Source organism: Streptomyces sp. NPDC091209, from assembly GCF_044757755.1.
Classification (GTDB): Bacteria; Actinomycetota; Actinomycetes; order Streptomycetales; family Streptomycetaceae; genus Streptomyces.
This window is the reverse complement of the sequence record NZ_JBIVVR010000008.1, coordinates 274193-290533: the sequence shown is the minus strand read 5'-3', so window position 1 is coordinate 290533 and position 16341 is coordinate 274193. Positions and strand designations below refer to the sequence as shown.

The following is a 16341-nucleotide window of genomic DNA, read 5'->3' as shown; positions in this document are numbered from 1 at the left end:
TCAGGTGCTCAGGCATTCAGGAGGGCGCGCAGGGCCGCGCGTTCGGCCCGGCCGGCCGACGCGGAGTGCAGCGTGGGAGCGGAACGGACGAGCAGGCGCGTATAGGCGTGCTGGGGCCGGGTGATGACGTCGCGCGCGGTACCCGCCTCGACCAGCTCGCCCTGGTACAGCACGGCGATGCGGTCGGCGATCCCGGCGACGGATCCGAGGTCGTGGGAGATGAAGACGAGGGCCACACCGTCGTCGCGGAGTTCCTGGAGGATCCGCAGGATCTGGACGCGGTTGGCCGAGTCCAGGGCGCTGACCGGCTCGTCGAGGATGACCAGCCGGGGTTCGGTGACCAACGCCCGTGCCACCGCCACGCGTTGGCGCTGCCCGCCGGAGAGTTCACCGGGCAGCCGGTCGAGCAGGTCCTCGGAGAGGTGCACACGGGCGAGGAACGCGCGTACCCGGCGAGCCGCCTCGTCGCGGGACACACCCCGGACGAGCAGCGGTTCGGACAGGGAGGCCTCGATGGTGAGATCCGGGTCGAGGCTGCGCAAAGGGTCCTGGAAGACGTACTGGATCACACCGCGGCGCCGCAGGGCGCGCCACTGGCGCCCGCTGTAGGCGCTGACGTCCTCACCGCCGACGAGGACGGACCCCGCCGAGGCGCGCACGAGGCCGAGTACGGCCCGGGCGAGGGTGGACTTGCCCGACCCCGTCTCGCCGATGACGCCGACGGTTTCGCCCGGCGCGACTCTGAGCGAGACGCCGCGCAGCGCGGGCCTGCGTCGCCGAAGCGTTCCGTAGTGCACTTCGAGGTCCTTGACCTCCAGGACGGGTTTCGTCGGCTCCTCGGTGGAACTGGTTCGCGGGGAGGGCTCGGTGGCCACGGCTTCGGTGCTCATGCGTCCCCCTCGGGATCGGGCGCGAGGAACTTCTCCAGGCCGTACTGCTCGTGTTCGGCGATCAGCAGCCGGGTGTACTCGTGCCGCGGACGGTGGAGTACGTCCCTGGTCGGGCCCTGTTCGACCACTTCGCCGCGGCGCATGACGAGGACCTCGTCGCAGAGCTGGGCGACGACGGCCAGGTCGTGCGAGACCACGACGAGGGCCAGCCCGGTCCGCTCGCGCAGGTCGGCCAGCAGGTCGAGGATCTCGGCCTGGACGGTGACGTCGAGCGCGGTGGTGGCCTCGTCGGCGATGAGGATCCGGGGGCCGGCGGCGATCGCCACCGCGATGAGGACCCGTTGGAGCATGCCGCCGGACAGTTCGTGCGGGTACTGGGCGTGAACGAGTTCCGGGTCCCGCAGATGGACCGCCCGCAGCAGTTCGACCGCCCGGCGGTGTGCCGCGCGCCGCTTCAGTCCGGTCTTGACCCGGACGACCTCGGCGATCTGCGCCCCCACGCGGATCGAGGGGTTGAGATAGGAGGCCGGGTCCTGGAAGACCGCGCTGATCGTGGCGCCCCGCAGGTCCGTCCACTGAGCGGGCGACAGCTCGGCGATGTCGCCGCCGTCGATCTCCACCGAACCGCCGGTGATCTCGAAGTGGGCGGGCAGGATCCCCAGCGCGGCACGGCAGGTGAGGGTCTTTCCGCTGCCGGACTCGCCGACGATGCCGACCGCTCTGCCGGGCGTGAGCGTGAAACTCACGCCGTGGACGATCTCCCGGTCCCCGGCCCGGTCGCCGATGCGGACATCGCGTACCGCCAGCACCGGGGACGGCGGATCGGCGGGCTGTGCCGAACCGGGCTCGGTGGTCTCCTCGGTCTCCTCGGCCTCGGCGAGGAACTTCTCGGACAGGGTGGTCATCGCACACCTCCTGCGGAAGCGGATTCGAGGTCGGCCTCGCGGCGGCGGTTGGCGCCGGCCCTGCGGCTGTTGGCCAGCGCGCGGCCCGCCTCGCCGGAGACGTCGCGGATCGCGTCGGCGAGCAGGTTGCAGGCCCAGACGGTGATCATGATCAGCAGGGCGGGGGCGAGCGGCGCCCACGGTTGGTGGCCGAGGTAGCCCAGATCCGAGGCGAGCAGGCCGCCCCAGGTGGGCGCGGGGGGCTGGACGCCGATCCCGAGGAAGGTCAGGCTCGACACGATGACGAAGCCGACGCCGACGGTCTGGGCGAGTGCGACCGCGATCGGCGGGAGCACCTTGGCCCAGACGTGACGGCGTACGACCCAGCCGATCGAGGCGCCGGAGACGATCGCGGCCTCCACGTACGGCGAGCGGGCCACGGCGAGGGTGGCCGCGCGGGCCACGCGGTAGAACAGCGGGGACACCAACGCACCCGTGACCAGCATCGCCTGGGTGAGACCGTTGCCGAGCAGCGCGATGACGGCGACGGCGAACAGCAGGAACGGCAGGGCCACCAGGGTGTCGGCGAGCCGGAGGGTGACCCATTCGAAGACCCGGCCGAGCTGGACCGACAGGATGCCGGGGACGGCGCCGATGGCCAGGGCCGTGAACGCGACCTCCAGTGACCCGAAGACGCTGACGCGGGAGCCGTCGAGGAGCCGGCTCAGCACGTCGCGGCCGAGGTAGTCGGTCCCCAGCCAGTGGGCGCCGGAGGCGGTGGCGAGCGTGTGGTCGCTGGTGGCCAGCGGGTTCTGCGGAGCGAGCAGCGGCCCGAACAGGGCGAGTACGGCGATCGTGGCGAGGACGGCCAGGGCGATCCGGCCGGAGGTCAGGGTGAGGACGCGGCGCACCATGGTCACACCCCCCGTCCGGAGGCCGGTGTGACGCGTGCCAGCACCAGGTTGACGAGCAGGTTGAAGGCGACGACCAGCACGATCGACACCACGAGGACGCCCTGCACGGCCGGTACGTCCCCGGCCTGCGCGGAGTCGTTGGCGAACCGTCCGAAGCCCTGGAGTCCGAAGATCCATTCTGTGACGACGGAGGCGCCGACCAGCGCCGGGAACTTCAGACCGAGGGTGGCGAGGGCGGGTCCGAGGCCGTTGCGCAGCACATGGCCGAAGAAGATCCGGCGCGGACTCAGCCCGCGGACCACCGCGCCCGTCACATAGTTCTCGCGGTACGCCCCGACGAGGCTGCCGCGTAGCTGCCGGGCGACATCGGCGACGACGTCGAAGCTCAGCGCGATGGCGGGGAGGGTGATGTGGGCGAGCCACGGACCGAAACCCTGTTCCGCCGGAACGTATCCGGCGGAGGGGAACAGGTGCAGTCCCACCGCGAAGACCGCGACCAGCACGATGCCGACGACGAAGGCCGGCATCACCGAGATCACCGTGACGAAGCCGGTGATCGCGCGGTCGACCCAGGTGGTGCGGCGCAGTGCCGCGACCGTGCCCAGGACGAATCCGGCGACGACGCCGATGAGCAGGGCGAAGGTCGCCACCGACAGGCTCACGCCTAGGCCGAGGCCGATGAGGGTGGAGATGTCGGCGCCGTTGGTCCAGCTCGTGCCGAGCCGTCCGTGCAGGACGCCGCCGAACCAGTCCGCGTACTGGACGAGGAAGGGCCGGTCGAGGCCCCAGTGGGCCTCGACACGGGCGACCGCTTCGGGAGTCGCCTCCTCGCCCAGCTGGATGCGCGCCGGGCTGAGCCCGCTCAGTGACCGCAGCGCGAAGGTCACGAACGTAGCGACCAGGAAGACGGGCACGAAGATCGCGACCGAGCGGGCGAGGGTGGCCAGGACCCGGCCCAGGGTGTGCCGTGCCCTGGCCGCGGCGGCCGGGAGACGGACGTCGGGCGGGGCCGGTGCCTCCGTCGTCGTCATGGGTTGCCCCCTCTCTGTCGTGGACGGAGTGTCAGTTGGAGCCGGCGATGGTCACGCCGGTCCAGTCGATGTGGGCCGGGTTCTTCGGCAGGGCGGAGATGGACTTGCTCTTGGCGATGAGGTTGGGCGAGGAGTACGTGAAGACCAGGGCCTTGCTCTCCAGACCGGCCCGGGTCGCCGCCTGCAGGACCTTCGCGTAGTCGGGCGAATCCAGCGGGGTCCGGCGGACCTTGGCGATGGCGGCCTCGAAACCGGCGGGCTCATAGGGCGAGCTGAGGTTGAGCGGGCCGTTCGGGCCGAAGTGCGCGGTGAGGGTCTGCGCCGCCGAGTCGCGCCCAGTGGTGCCGTACAGCGAGAACGTCAGGTCCTTGGCGAAGAACGGCGTGGCCCAGTTCTTGTCGATCTTGATGGTGACGGTGATGCCGACCTTCGCCAACTGCGCCTGGACGATCTCGGCTTGGGGGTCCTCGGCCGGGATGACCAGGTTGAGCTTGAGGGCACCCGCCTTGTAACCCGCCTCGCTCAGCAGCTTCTTCGCCTTCGCGGGGTCGTAGGCGTAGGCGTTCGCCGACTGCGGGTCGAAGGCGACGTACCCCTTGGGGAACGGCTGGTTGGTCACCGAGCCGTAGCCGAAGGTCAGCTTGTCGACGAACTCCTGACGGTTGATCGCGTACCGGACCGCGTCGACGACCTTGTCGTTGTCGAAGGGCGCCTTGTTGGTGTTGAGGCTGAGGTTGGAGGCGTTGAAGCCGGGCTGCACGAAGACGTCGAGTCCGGCCTTCTTGGCGGCGTCGGCCTGACTGGGCGCTATGTCCGCGAAGTTGTAGACGCCGGTCTGGAGGCCGGAGACCACGGTGGAGGCGTCGGGAGCGGAGCTCAGCTCGACGTTGTCGATGTGGATGTTCTTGGCGTCCCAGTAGTCCGGATTCTTCTTCAGGACGGCCTTGGTGCCCGGGACGAGCTGGGCGACGGTGAACGGGCCGGCGCCGACCGGGTTCTGGTCCAGCTTGTCGGGGGAGGCCGCCGCCTTGGGACTGGCGATCTGCAGGACGCGCTCGCCGAGGAGTTGGGGGATCTGGTAGTCGACCTGGCTGAGGTGGATCACCGCGTCGAGGCCGTTGGCGTCCACCGACTTGATGGAGGTCAGGTCGCCGAAGAGAGCGGAGTTCTTCTGCTTCTGGGCCCGTTCGATCGCGGCCTTCACGGCGGAGGCGTCGACCGGCGCACCGTCGCTGAACTTCAGGTGAGGGCGCAGGTGGAAGGTGATCACATCACCCTTGGCGTTGTAGTCCCAGCTCTTGGCCAGGTCGGGGACGGCCTTCCCGTTCTCGTCCGTCCGCGTCAACGAGGAGTACACCAGGGCGAGTTCGCGGAACTGGGCGCCGCTGCCGCTGACGACCGGGTCCCAGTGGGCGGGGAAGTAGGAGGAGGTCCATTTCAGCGCGGCGCCGCCGGTGGCCGACGCTGCCTCGCCGCCGCAGGCGCTGAGCGCGGGGACGAGCACGGTGGCAAGGGCGGTCCCCAGGGCGGCGGCGCGCAGCCGGTCGGAACGGAGGGTCGCTGTGCGGTTGCGGAGCGTGAGTCGTCCGGGCATCGGTTTTCTTTCTGCGAAGGCACCCGGCCGCCGCGCCGGGGCGGCGGGCAGGGAGCAAGGGCGGCACGCCCCGTGGACGCGGACACCGCACCGGCCGGGGACGGGCATGCCTGCGTGGCTTCGGTGCGCACGTGGGCGTGCCGCGCTCAGGGCAGGAGGCGTCGGCGGATCACGGGGGAGGGCCGGGAAGCGAGGGGAGTGGAAGCGACGAAACGCTGAGGGGACGGCGCGCGATGACGGGGGCCGGGCGGCGAAGCGGAGCGGGGCCGGTTCCGGCGTGAAGGCGTCAGGCGCCTGGGGGCCGCGGTTGGCGGGCGGTCAGCGACAGAGAGCGCTGCAGGTGCGCCGCAGGTCCACGTAGCGGCACACCACGCCGGGGTGCGTCGTGAGCATGGTGCACATCCTGGGGCCGGTTCTCCGCGGCTGTCAATGGACACCAATTGGTGTCTCATTGGTCGGGACGGACCTGACGGCTGATCAGAGGGCCGCCGGGGAACGGCAGGCAGCACCGCCACCGGTCACACCGCGCACCTGATCAGGAGCCCGTCACACGAGGACTGGGCCCAGCGGCGATCCGCCCGCGCTTCCGACCCCTGATCAGGAACCCGTCACGGGAGGAGGGCCCCTGATCAGGAACCCGTCACGGCGGAGCACAGGCAGGGCGGCCACTCGCCCGTGGCCTGACCTCCGCTCAGAAGCCCGTCAGGGCGCGGCGGGAGCGCCCGGGCCGCCGGCCGGGTGTACGGCGGCCTCCTCCGGGTGCAGCCACAGGGGGCCGTTGCCGGTCTGGACGCGTACGGCGTCGTCCGGAGGCCACGGGCCGTCGGTCAACGCCCCGCGCTCCGGATCGGTCAGGCTCCGGTAGCGCCTGAGCGCTTCCGCGGGACTCGGCCGCACGGCATCCGTCAGCAGCCCGGGTGCCAACTCCTCGAAAGCCGACGCGTACTCCTCGTACGGCCGCCAGCCCGGCACCACGCGACATCCAACGGGAGCGCGGACCAGCAGGGTCGGCAACGCGTAGCGGTACCCGCCGTCGGCGGTCTCCTTCGCGGCGCCGGGATGCGGCGATCCGCCGCGCACCGACAGCACCTCGCGGACCGGTCGGCGCGCCTCGGCGCGGTCGGCGCGGACCGCCTCCAGCACGGCCTCCGACGCGGCGTCGGTGGCCAGCCGCGCACGGTCCAGACCGGGCACGCTCCGCACCGCGGACTCCGCCAGCGCCGCGGTGTCCGCCGGCTCCCCGAGCACGAAGACGCTCTCCCGAAGCCGCCGCAGCACCCGCCCGGCCACCTCGTCGCCCTGGCGCTCGGCGGCCTTGGCGACCAGCGATGACGGCCATGAACTCGCCGCGACCCGGCTCAGTTGTCGCGCCCGCGGCGCCCTCGTGTGGGCGCTGACGTCCTCGACGTAGCGTGCGTACCAGGCGGTCTCCGCCGCCGGATCGGGCGCCGGGTCGTCGTCGTGGTCGAAGAGAACGCAGTACGCGCGGCGCCAGTGGACCCGGTCCGCGAGCGCGGCGCGGAGCCTGCGGAACACCGGTTCCGAACCCCAGGCCCAGGGACACAGCGGGTCGGTGTACTCCACCACCTCCACCGCGGGCCGCTCCGTCGCGCGGGTCACGCGGCTCCTTTGCGGTGCACCTGTTCGGCCGCCCCGGCGGGCAGCAGCGCGGTCAGGGTCGTCCCGCCCAGCACCGCCGCGGCGTCCGCCTCGATACGACGCCACACCCCCGGCAGTCCGGAGGCGGGACCCGGGTAGGCGAGCCCGGCCAGCGGCTCGCCCCGCAGGGTGATCAACTCACCGTCCACGGCGCGTACGACGTCCAGCAGTGTGATCTCGTCGGCGGGCCGGCCGAGCCAGTACCCGCCCTCGCAGCCCCGCTGGCTGCGCACCAGGCCGGCCCGGCGCAACTCGCCGACCACGGACTTCAGGAACCGGAACGGAACGTGCTGCGAGGAGGCCATGGCCTCGCATGTGAGGGGGCGGGCGGGTTCGCGGGCGAGCTCCAACAGGGCCCGTGTGGCGTAGTCCGCCTTCGCGGAGATATGCATGCGCACATGATGCCCGACACGGGGTGCGCCGGCAGGCCTTCCACCGGTTCCCCGCATACATTGCGGGAACATTGCCGCAGGTGAAGGGCAATGGACACCTCTTGACATCCTTTTCGGGGCCGCTCTAGCGTCGCCCTTCATGAGCGAGCCGTTGACCACCCCCGGCGAAGGTTTCCACCCCCATCTCCCGGACGCCGAAGGGCAGTCCGTACGTCCCCTGCGCACCCGCCTGCACCACATCCGCGCCGACGCTCTCGACGGCGACACGGCGCAGACCGGGGGCATGCGCAGATTCGCCGCCGTCAGCGGCACCACCGTCGGTTCCGAGAAGCTGTGGATGGGCCAGACGCACGTCGCCCCCTCCACCGCGTCCTCGGACCACCACCACGGAGAGTCCGAGACCGCGATCTATGTGGTGAGCGGACACCCCGAGTTCGTCTTCCTCGACGACTCCGGGGTGCAGCCCGAGGAAGTACGTCTGCGCACCTCACCCGGTGACTACATCTTCGTGCCGCCGTTCGTGCCGCACCGCGAGGAGAACCCGGACCCCGCCGACGAGGCGGTCGTCGTCATCGCCCGCAGCACCCAGGAGGCGATCGTGGTCAACCTGCCGCGGCTGTATGTGCTGCGGGACGGGGAGGAAGGCTCCGCAGAGGAAGCCTGACAGGACGGGCCGTTCGACCCGCGCGTCACGGCGAAGCGGTACGCCACCGATCCGGGGTACCGGTGGCGTACCGCACTCCCCACCCGTACGGGGGCCACGCCCCCCGGTGAGTACCGTAGCGAGAAGATCGTCGTGACCCGCGAAACCGCCGGACCCCGGAAGGAACCAACGAGATCATGCACGTCATCGTGGCCCGCGGACTGACGGAGGCTCTCGGATGAGCGGCACCGAGGCACCCGCCGCCGAGGAATCCGTCCTGGTGCACACCGACGGACGGGCCGGCCACCTCACCCTCAACCGGCCGAAGGCGCTGAACGCCCTGAACCACGCGATGGTGCGCCGGATCGACCGGGCGCTCACCGCCTGGGAACACGACCCGGCCGTCGAGACCGTCGTCATCACCGGCGCCGGGGAGCGCGGGCTGTGCGCGGGCGGCGACATCCGCTTCGTCCACGACGACGCGCGCGACGGGGACGGCACCGCGTCCGCCGCGTTCTGGCGCGACGAGTACCACCTCAACGCCCGCATCGCCCGCTACCCCAAGCCGTACGTGGCGGTCATGGACGGCATCGTCATGGGCGGGGGCGTCGGCGTCTCCGCGCACGGAAGTGTCCGGGTCGTCACCGAGCGCTCACGCGTGGCCATGCCCGAGACCGGCATCGGCTTCGTCCCCGACATCGGCGGCACCCATCTCCTCGCCCACGCCCCGGGCGAACTGGGCACCCATCTCGCCCTCACGGGTGCCTCGATCGGCGCCGGCGACGCACTGCTGTGCGGCCTCGCCGACCATTACCTGCCGTCCTCGTCGCTCAGGCAGTTCACAGCCGACCTCGCCGCCCTCCCGGTACCGGAGGCCCTGGCCCGCCAGGCGCAGCCGGCACCCCGGGGCGAGCTGGCGGAGCGGCGGGAGTGGATCGACGCCTGCTACAGCGCCGACACGGTCGAGGAGATCGTCCAGCGACTCCTCGCGGTGGGCGACCCGGCGGCGAAGGAGTCGGCGGAGACCCTCCTCGGCAACTCGCCCACGGCCTTGAAGGTCACACTGGCCGCCCTGCGCCGCGCCCGGCGGCTCGGTTCGCTGGAGCGCGTTCTGGACCAGGAGTTCCGCGTCTCCTGCGCCGCGCTGTCCGCCCCCGACCTGGTCGAGGGCATCCGGGCCCAGATCATCGACAAGGACCGCGACCCGCACTGGTCCCCGGCCACGCTCGCCGAGGTCACCGACGCCGACGTCGAGCGCTTCTTCGCCTCGCTGGGCGAACGTGAGCTGGGGCTCGCCGACCCGGGCGCGGCGACGGTGAGCGACTGAGGTCGGGCGAGCGGGAGGATCGGGTCCACGGCTGAACGAAGCGCAGCCGCCGGGCAGTTCTTCGGGCATCGTCCGAAACGGCACCCGGTGACCCGCTGTTCACAGAGGACCCGCCGACCTGGGACGAGAGGAAGATCACCCCAGGTGGCGCGGTCTTGGCCAGGTACGCGGCACGCGGTACGGTCGGTCCGATATTGATGACGTCAAGACGGAAGCCGGTGGAAATCCGGCACGGTCGCGCCACTGTGAACGAGCCGCTCCAGCCACGCTGGGCGCCCCGTGAGTCAGACCCGTAGGCGTCATCCTGTGCACCACCGAGATGGGACGCGAACTCCCGAGGAGGTCCTGCCATGGCGCAGACCGTCGCTCAGCCGACAGCCACCACCCCCGCACTTCCCGCCAAGCTGCCGCTGACCGCGATAGCTCCCTGGGCGGTCTTCTTCGGCATCCTGATGCTGGTTCTGCTGTACTTCGTCGGCGCCGAACAGGGCGCCACCTCCGTCGTCTCCGGCGAGGACGTCCACGAGTGGGTGCACGACGCCCGCCACCTGCTCGGTTTCCCCTGCCACTGACGCGAGGGACGACACACGCTCATGAACTCCGCAACGGTAAGAAACCTGCTCGTGCGAGGCATGCTCGCCGGCCTCGCGGCCGGTGTACTCGCCCTGGTCGTCGCCTACTTGCTCGGTGAACCGACCGTCGACAGCGCGATCGGCTTCGAGGAGGCCCACGCTCCAGCGCACGGGCACGAGGTCGAACTCGTCTCCCGCAGCCTCCAGTCCACCGCCGGCCTCGCCACCGGTGTCCTGGTCTACGGCATCTCCTTCGGCGGCATCGCCGCGCTCGCCTTTTGCTTCGCACTCGGCCGCGTGGGCCGCTTCAGTCCGCGCGCGACGGCGCTCCTGCTGTCCGGGACCGCGCTCCTCGCCGTGTACGTCGTGCCGTTCCTGAAGTACCCGGCCAATCCGCCGTCGGTGGGAGACCCCGACACCATCGGCAAGCGGACCACGCTGTACTTCCTGATGATGGTGCTCAGCGTGCTCCTGGCCGTCGGCGCCACCATCCTCGGCAAGCGCCTCGCGCCCAGCCTGGGCACCTGGTACGCCACCGTCACCGCGGTGGCCGCCTTCGCCGTCCTGATCGGCCTGGCCTACGAGTTCCTGCCCGTGATCAACGAGGTGCCCGGGGACTTCCCGGCCACCCTGCTGTGGCGGTTCAGGCTCTCCGCGCTGGCCATCCAGGCCACCCTGTGGGGCGGATTCGGCCTCGTCTTCGGCGAGTTGGCCGAGCGCATGCTCAACCCCCGGCCCGCGGCGGTCCCGTCCGGGCGGCGGTCGGTTCCGGCCGCGAACTGAATCCGTCGGGACACGAGAAAGCCCCCGGATGCTTCCGGGGGCTTTCCGGACGACGATGGTGGCGAGCCGCTCGCGGCCGGCCGGTGCTCCTTGCCGTCCTCGGTAGCGAAATCGATACGGCGCTCGATGGCGTCGAGCAGGGCGACCTGACCGCCTACCACGTTCTCCGATCGCTGCGGAGCGTGACGGTCTCTACGGGACGTTTCTGGACACGCTCAACGGAACCATCGGAACGTGGGCTGATGCACACGATCCCGAGGAGGGTGTATACGCCTCGTTGTCCGCTTTCTTCCAAGAGGCGGCGGACCGGCTGGAAGGGGTGTCCTCGGGAGACGGGAGAGGCCCCGGCAAGTCCGCTGGAACCCGTAAGCTCGATCCCCGTCCGGAGGACGAGCCGATACGCATGTGGGCACGCACCAACGGCTATCTGGTAAATGATCGGGGAGGTATCCCTGCGTCCATCCGCGAGGCTTACGAGGCAGCACAGAGGTGAGCACAGGATCCGGCCTGCGCCGGGTCCGGCCGTGAACGCGAACACGGGCGGTGACCGGGCTCAGCCCCGTCACCGCCCGTGCGGTTCAACTGCCTTCGCCCTGCCACCGCCCGAGCGGCCGGCTCAACGGGCTTCGCCGCCGAAGACCTTCAGAATGCGCTCCGCCGCGAGCGTGGCGGTCAACCCGCCCTCCCGTACCTGGCGTTCGAGGTCGGGGGTGATGGCCCGTACGGCCTGATCGCTGTGCAGGCGGCCGAGGAGTTCGTCGCGGACCATCGTCCAGGTCCAGTCGACCTGCTGGTCACGGCGCTTGTCGGCGAGACGGCCCGTCGAGTCGAGGAGCGTGCGGTGCTGCTCCAGGCGGTCCCAGACGGTGTCAAGACCGGCCGATTCGCGGGCGCTGCAACTCAGCACCGGAGGCGTCCAGGCCGCGTCCCTGCCGTGCATCAGCCGCAGGGCGCCCGCCAGTTCGCGCGCGGCGGACTGCGCGTCGCGCGCGTGCGGACCGTCCGCCTTGTTGACGGCGATCACGTCGGCCAGTTCCAGGACGCCCTTCTTGATGCCCTGCAACTGGTCCCCGGTGCGGGCCAGCGTCAACAGCAGGAAGGAGTCGACCATGTTGGCGACCGCGGTCTCGGACTGGCCGACCCCGACCGTCTCCACCAGCACCACGTCGTAGCCGGCCGCCTCCATCACCACGATCGACTCGCGGGTCGCCTTGGCCACCCCGCCGAGCGTTCCGGCGGTGGGGGAGGGGCGGATGAAGGCGGCCGGGTCCACGGCGAGGCGCTCCATCCGGGTCTTGTCACCCAGGATCGAGCCGCCCGTACGACTGGAGGACGGGTCGACGGCGAGCACCGCGACCCGGTACCCGAGCGAGGTCAGCATCGTGCCGAACGCGTCGATGAACGTCGACTTGCCCACGCCGGGCACCCCGCTGACGCCGATCCGCCGCGCCTTCCCGCTGTGCGGGAGCAGCTCGGTCAGCAACTCCTGCGCCAGCGCCCGGTGCTGGGGCCGGGTGGACTCGACGAGGGTGATGGCGCGGGCGACGAGCGCCCGCTTCCCGTCGAGTACACCCTTGACATAGGTGTCGAGTTCGATCACAGGGCGTGCCCGAGGTCGGCAGAGAGCCGCTGGACGAGGTCGTAGGCCGCGTCCGGGATCACCGTCCCCGGCGGGAACACGGCGGCCGCGCCCATCTCCAGCAGGGTCGGCACGTCCTGCGGCGGGATCACCCCGCCGACCACGATCATGATGTCCTCGCGGCCCTCCGCCGCCAGTTCCTCGCGCAGCGCCGGTACGAGGGTGAGGTGTCCCGCGGCCAGCGACGAGACGCCCACGATGTGCACGTCCGCCTCCACCGCCTGACGGGCCACCTCACCCGGCGTCTGGAACAGCGGGCCGACGTCGACGTCGAAGCCGAGGTCGGCGAAGGCGGTCGCGATCACCTTCTGGCCGCGGTCGTGACCGTCCTGGCCCATCTTGGCGACCAGGATGCGCGGGCGACGGCCCTCGGCCTCCTCGAACGCGTCCACCAGCGTACGGGTGCGGTCCACGGACGGGGACTCCCCTGCTTCGTTGCGGTACACCCCGGAGATCGTACGGATCTGGCCCGCGTGCCGCCCGTACACCTTCTCCAGGGCGTCGGAGATCTCCCCGACGGTGGCCATCGCGCGGGCCGCGCGCACCGCCAGCTCCAGCAGGTTGCCCTCGCCGCCCGCCGCCCGCGTCAGGTCGTCGAGCGCGTCCTGGCACGCCCGCTCGTCGCGCTCCGCCCGCAGCCGCCGCAGCTTCTCGATCTGCTGGGTGCGTACGGAGGAGTTGTCGACCTTGAGGACGTCGATCTTCTCGTCGGTCTCGACGCGGTACTTGTTGACGCCGATGACCGGCTGGCGGCCGGAGTCGATGCGGGCCTGGGTGCGGGCCGCCGCCTCCTCGATCCGGAGCTTGGGGATGCCGGCGTCGATGGCCTGCGCCATGCCGCCCGCCGCCTCGACCTCCTCGATGTGCTGCCAGGCCCGGCGCGCGAGGTCGTACGTCAGCTTCTCGATGTACGCGCTGCCGCCCCACGGGTCGATGACCCGGGTCGTGCCGGACTCCTGCTGGAGCAGCAACTGCGTGTTGCGGGCGATCCGCGCGGAGAAGTCGGTCGGCAGCGCCAGCGCCTCGTCCAGGGCGTTGGTGTGCAGCGACTGGGTGTGGCCCTGGGTGGCGGCCATGGCCTCCACACACGTACGCGTCACGTTGTTGAAGACGTCCTGCGCGGTGAGCGACCAGCCGGAGGTCTGCGAATGGGTGCGCAGGGAAAGGGACTTGGCGTTCTGCGGGTCGAACTGCTTCACCAGCTTCGCCCACAGCAGGCGCGCCGCCCGCAGCTTGGCGACCTCCATGAAGAAGTTCATGCCGATCGCCCAGAAGAACGACAGCCGCGGCGCGAACGCGTCCACGTCCAGGCCCGCCTCGCGGCCCGCCCGGATGTACTCGACCCCGTCCGCGAGCGTGTACGCCAGCTCCAGGTCGGCCGTCGCGCCCGCCTCCTGGATGTGATACCCGGAGATCGAGATGGAGTTGTAGCGCGGCATCCGCTGCGAGGTGTACGCGAAGATGTCGGAGATGATCCGCATCGACGGCTTCGGCGGATAGATGTAGGTGTTGCGGACCATGAACTCCTTCAGAATGTCGTTCTGAATGGTCCCGGCCAGCTTCTCGGGCGGCACGCCCTGTTCCTCGGCTGCCACGATGTACAGCGCGAGAACGGGCAGCACGGCGCCGTTCATCGTCATCGACACGGTCATCTTGTCCAGCGGGATGCCGTCGAAGAGCTGGCGCATGTCGTAGATGGAGTCGATGGCCACACCGGCCATGCCGACGTCGCCCGTCACGCGCGGGTGGTCGCTGTCGTAACCGCGGTGCGTGGGCAGGTCGAAGGCGATCGACAGGCCCTTCTGGCCGGCCGCGAGGTTGCGGCGGTAGAAGGCGTTGGACTCCTCGGCCGTGGAGAAGCCCGCGTACTGGCGGATCGTCCAGGGCTGGTTGACGTACATCGTGGGGTACGGACCGCGCAGATACGGGGCCACGCCCGGGTACGTGTCGAGGAAGTCCAGGCCTTCCGTGTCACGGCCCGTGTACAGCGGCTTGACGGCGATGCCCTCCGGGGTCTCCCAGAACGCCTCGCTCCCGCCCGTCGCCTTCTCTGCGGCGGCACTCCACTCGTCGGCGCTGCCTTCGGTGGTGGGCGTCCCCAGTTCGATTCCGGAGAAGTCGGGGATTCCCATCAGGACACTCCCATGCGGTCGAGGGTGGCGGAAAGGACGGCGACGGCGTCGCAGCCCGCGAAGACATAGTCGTCCACACCGGGGTACTGCCCGGGACGGCCGGCCAGGAACACATGCCGGGCACCCGCGGCTGTGAGGGCTTCGGCCGTGCTCGCGGCCTGCTCCTCGTACAGGGCGTCACTGGAGCACAGGCAGGCCTCGGTGGCGCCGCTGTCCTCGAACGTGCCGTCCGTGACCGGCTCGATGCCGCCGGCCTGGAACAGGTTCGCGACGAACGTCGACCGCGCGGTGTGCGCGGCGGCGGGGCCGATCGTGGCCAGGTAGATCCGCGGACGGGACCCGGTGGCGGCGAGGTGCGCGTCGGAGCGGGCCCGCAGTGCCTCGTACGCCTCGTCCCGCCGCACCCGCGGCAGGCCGCCGGACGGCGCCTCGGGCGCGGGCTCACGCTTCACCGGGCGCTCGGCCAGGTTCGGGAACTCGCTGACGCCGGTGATCGGTTCGCGCCGCTTGGCGAGCTTCACCGAGCGAGCCGCCCAGGTCTCCGCCAGGTCCTGGCCGAGACGCCCCGAGCGGAGTGCGGCGGCCTGGCCACCGCTCTGCTCGATCCCCTGGAAGAACTCCCAGCCCGCGTGGGCGAGTTCGTCGGTGAGCTTCTCCACGTACCAGGAGCCGCCCGCCGGGTCGGTCACCCGGGACAGGTGCGACTCCTCGATGAGGATCGTCGACGTGTTGCGGGCGATGCGCCGCGCGAAGGCGTCCGGCAGGCCGAGCTCGTGGTCGAAGGGCAGGACGGTGACGGAGTCGGCGCCGCCGACCCCGGCCGCGAGCGTCGCGATGGTCGTGCGCAGCATGTTCACCCACGGGTCGCGGCGCGACATCATCACCGGCGAGGTCACGGCGTGCTGCACCTGCGCACCCGCGCCCGGCGCTCCGCACACCTCGGCGACCCGCGCCCACAGCCTGCGCGCCGCCCGCAGCTTGGCGATCGTCAGGAACTGGTCGGCGGTCGCCGCGTACCGGAACTCGAGCTGGGCACAGGCCTGTTCGACGGACAGCCCCGCTGCGGTCAGCTCCCGCAGATAGGCGACACCGGTCGCCAGCGAGGCGCCCAGTTCCTGCGCGGCCGAGCCGCCGGCCTCGTGGTACGGCAGCGCGTCCACGGTGAGCGCCCGGAGCCCGGGGTACTCCTCGGCACACCGCAGGGCGAGCGGGACGACCGGGGCGAAGTCCATCGCCTCGCCCGTACGGGCTTCATGGCCGAGCGGGTCCGCGCCGAGGTTGCCGCGCGCGGCACTCGGGGCGACGCCGTTTTCCTCGTACAGCCGGAACAACTCCTGGGCCGCGGACACGACCTCGGTTCCCGCGTCGAGGACGACGGGGGCCAGATCGAGGTAGACGCCGGCGAGGACGCTCCGGAGCGAGGAGACCGGAAGGCCGCCCTCGCCGACGGCGAGCCACAGCGAGGTGACGCCGTTCTCCAGGTCACCGAGCACCAGGGCGTTGTCGGCCGCTGTGTGCCGCTGCCGTACGTCCCAGCCGCCGGCGGTGTTGCCCTCGGGCCGGCTACCTCGGACGAAGGGGGCGAATCCGGGGAAACCGGCATCGGCGGTCGTGTCACGCGCCGTGTACAACGGCCGGGTGGCGAGCCCGTCCTCGAGCGAGGTGGACAGCGCGGCTTCGGCTGTCGCGCTCGAGACCTCCTTGCCCGATTTGCGCAGCACGCCTTCTACCAGGAGCTGCCACTGGTCATGGGTCGCGGAAGGGAACTCGGCGGCCAGCGCGAGCCCGTCATTGGGCAGGACTGTCATGCTCGGATGCTAGGTCAGAGTTCTGGAGCGACAGCAGAGGGTAAGCCTGTGACCTTGGCCTCTTGCTGCCGGT

The 16341-nt window shown here is 71.1% G+C and carries 15 protein-coding genes and 1 riboswitch; of the genes, 5 read left to right on the top strand and 10 right to left on the bottom strand.

The features are described 5' to 3' along the window. Positions 1-8: 8 nt before the first annotated feature. The 7 genes from ACIQRL_RS24635 to ACIQRL_RS24605 form a co-directional block, all read right to left on the bottom strand. Complete coding sequence (locus ACIQRL_RS24635) at positions 9-890, bottom strand: ABC transporter ATP-binding protein (protein WP_401335058.1); 882 nt, start codon at positions 888-890, stop codon at positions 9-11. Then, on the bottom strand, positions 887-1795 hold the full coding sequence (locus ACIQRL_RS24630; protein WP_401335056.1) for an ABC transporter ATP-binding protein: 909 nt from the start codon (positions 1793-1795) through the stop codon (positions 887-889). The genes ACIQRL_RS24635 and ACIQRL_RS24630 overlap by 4 nt, the downstream gene beginning before the upstream one ends. Continuing rightward, complete coding sequence (locus tag ACIQRL_RS24625) at positions 1792-2688, bottom strand: ABC transporter permease (RefSeq protein ID WP_401335053.1); 897 nt, start codon at positions 2686-2688, stop codon at positions 1792-1794. The genes ACIQRL_RS24630 and ACIQRL_RS24625 overlap by 4 nt, the downstream gene beginning before the upstream one ends. Before the next feature lie 2 nt (positions 2689-2690). After that, positions 2691-3719 (bottom strand): ABC transporter permease, encoded by a 1029-nt coding sequence (locus ACIQRL_RS24620; protein WP_401335051.1) that lies wholly within the window; start codon positions 3717-3719, stop codon positions 2691-2693. Between the two features lie 31 nt (positions 3720-3750). After that, positions 3751-5313 carry an ABC transporter substrate-binding protein gene (locus ACIQRL_RS24615; RefSeq protein WP_401335049.1) on the bottom strand — a complete coding sequence of 521 codons (1563 nt, stop codon included), beginning with the start codon at positions 5311-5313 and terminating at the stop codon, positions 3751-3753. A 702-nt stretch (positions 5314-6015) separates the two neighbouring features. Further along, entirely contained in the window at positions 6016-6933 is a 918-nt protein-coding gene (locus ACIQRL_RS24610) for a DsbA family protein (protein ID WP_401335046.1), read from the bottom strand. After that, positions 6930-7364 carry an RrF2 family transcriptional regulator gene (locus ACIQRL_RS24605; protein WP_401335043.1) on the bottom strand — a complete coding sequence of 145 codons (435 nt, stop codon included), beginning with the start codon at positions 7362-7364 and terminating at the stop codon, positions 6930-6932. The genes ACIQRL_RS24610 and ACIQRL_RS24605 overlap by 4 nt, the downstream gene beginning before the upstream one ends. A gap of 139 nt (positions 7365-7503) precedes the next feature. On the opposite strand from ACIQRL_RS24605, the gene ACIQRL_RS24600 reads away from it, so the two are divergent. The 5 genes from ACIQRL_RS24600 (at position 7504) to ACIQRL_RS24580 (ending at position 11182) form a co-directional block, all read left to right on the top strand. Further along, positions 7504-8028, top strand: a complete 525-nt coding sequence (locus ACIQRL_RS24600) for a cupin domain-containing protein (RefSeq protein WP_401335041.1) — start codon at positions 7504-7506, stop codon at positions 8026-8028. 217 nt (positions 8029-8245) lie between these two features. Continuing rightward, entirely contained in the window at positions 8246-9334 is a 1089-nt protein-coding gene (locus ACIQRL_RS24595; protein ID WP_401335038.1) for an enoyl-CoA hydratase/isomerase family protein, read from the top strand. 163 nt (positions 9335-9497) lie between these two features. Beyond that, positions 9498-9644: riboswitch (cobalamin riboswitch) on the top strand. Positions 9645-9684: 40 nt separating this feature from the next. Beyond that, positions 9685-9906, top strand: coding sequence for a CbtB-domain containing protein (locus ACIQRL_RS24590; RefSeq protein WP_365877220.1), 222 nt, complete (start codon positions 9685-9687; stop codon positions 9904-9906). Positions 9907-9927: 21 nt separating this feature from the next. Beyond that, on the top strand, positions 9928-10689 hold the full coding sequence (locus tag ACIQRL_RS24585; protein WP_401335035.1) for a CbtA family protein: 762 nt from the start codon (positions 9928-9930) through the stop codon (positions 10687-10689). Positions 10690-10966: 277 nt separating this feature from the next. Then, entirely contained in the window at positions 10967-11182 is a 216-nt protein-coding gene (locus ACIQRL_RS24580; protein ID WP_401335032.1) for a histone-like nucleoid-structuring protein Lsr2, read from the top strand. Between the two features lie 123 nt (positions 11183-11305). Here ACIQRL_RS24580 and meaB read toward each other — a convergent pair whose 3' ends face one another. Genes meaB through ACIQRL_RS24565 form a run of 3 tightly spaced genes read right to left on the bottom strand, consistent with a single transcriptional unit; the run spans position 11306 to position 16268 of the window. Then, entirely contained in the window at positions 11306-12289 is a 984-nt protein-coding gene (meaB, locus tag ACIQRL_RS24575; protein ID WP_401335029.1) for a methylmalonyl Co-A mutase-associated GTPase MeaB, read from the bottom strand. After that, complete coding sequence (gene scpA, locus ACIQRL_RS24570; RefSeq protein ID WP_401335027.1) at positions 12286-14460, bottom strand: methylmalonyl-CoA mutase; 2175 nt, start codon at positions 14458-14460, stop codon at positions 12286-12288. Before scpA ends, meaB begins: the two co-directional genes overlap by 4 nt. After that, a complete protein-coding gene (locus ACIQRL_RS24565) occupies positions 14460-16268 on the bottom strand; it encodes a methylmalonyl-CoA mutase family protein (RefSeq protein ID WP_401335024.1) in 1809 nt (602 codons plus the stop codon). The genes scpA and ACIQRL_RS24565 overlap by 1 nt, the downstream gene beginning before the upstream one ends. Positions 16269-16341: the final 73 nt, after the last annotated feature.

Coding starts and splice junctions, on each gene's coding strand:
- ACIQRL_RS24635 (WP_401335058.1), bottom strand. CDS start 890: ATGAGCACCGAAGCCGTGGCCACCGAGCCCTCCCCGCGAACCAGTTCC.
- ACIQRL_RS24630 (WP_401335056.1), bottom strand. CDS start 1,795: ATGACCACCCTGTCCGAGAAGTTCCTCGCCGAGGCCGAGGAGACCGAG.
- ACIQRL_RS24625 (WP_401335053.1), bottom strand. CDS start 2,688: ATGGTGCGCCGCGTCCTCACCCTGACCTCCGGCCGGATCGCCCTGGCC.
- ACIQRL_RS24620 (WP_401335051.1), bottom strand. CDS start 3,719: ATGACGACGACGGAGGCACCGGCCCCGCCCGACGTCCGTCTCCCGGCC.
- ACIQRL_RS24615 (WP_401335049.1), bottom strand. CDS start 5,313: ATGCCCGGACGACTCACGCTCCGCAACCGCACAGCGACCCTCCGTTCC.
- ACIQRL_RS24605 (WP_401335043.1), bottom strand. CDS start 7,364: ATGCATATCTCCGCGAAGGCGGACTACGCCACACGGGCCCTGTTGGAG.
- ACIQRL_RS24600 (WP_401335041.1), top strand. CDS start 7,504: ATGAGCGAGCCGTTGACCACCCCCGGCGAAGGTTTCCACCCCCATCTC.
- ACIQRL_RS24595 (WP_401335038.1), top strand. CDS start 8,246: ATGAGCGGCACCGAGGCACCCGCCGCCGAGGAATCCGTCCTGGTGCAC.
- ACIQRL_RS24590 (WP_365877220.1), top strand. CDS start 9,685: ATGGCGCAGACCGTCGCTCAGCCGACAGCCACCACCCCCGCACTTCCC.
- ACIQRL_RS24585 (WP_401335035.1), top strand. CDS start 9,928: ATGAACTCCGCAACGGTAAGAAACCTGCTCGTGCGAGGCATGCTCGCC.
- scpA (WP_401335027.1), bottom strand. CDS start 14,460: ATGGGAATCCCCGACTTCTCCGGAATCGAACTGGGGACGCCCACCACC.
- ACIQRL_RS24565 (WP_401335024.1), bottom strand. CDS start 16,268: ATGACAGTCCTGCCCAATGACGGGCTCGCGCTGGCCGCCGAGTTCCCT.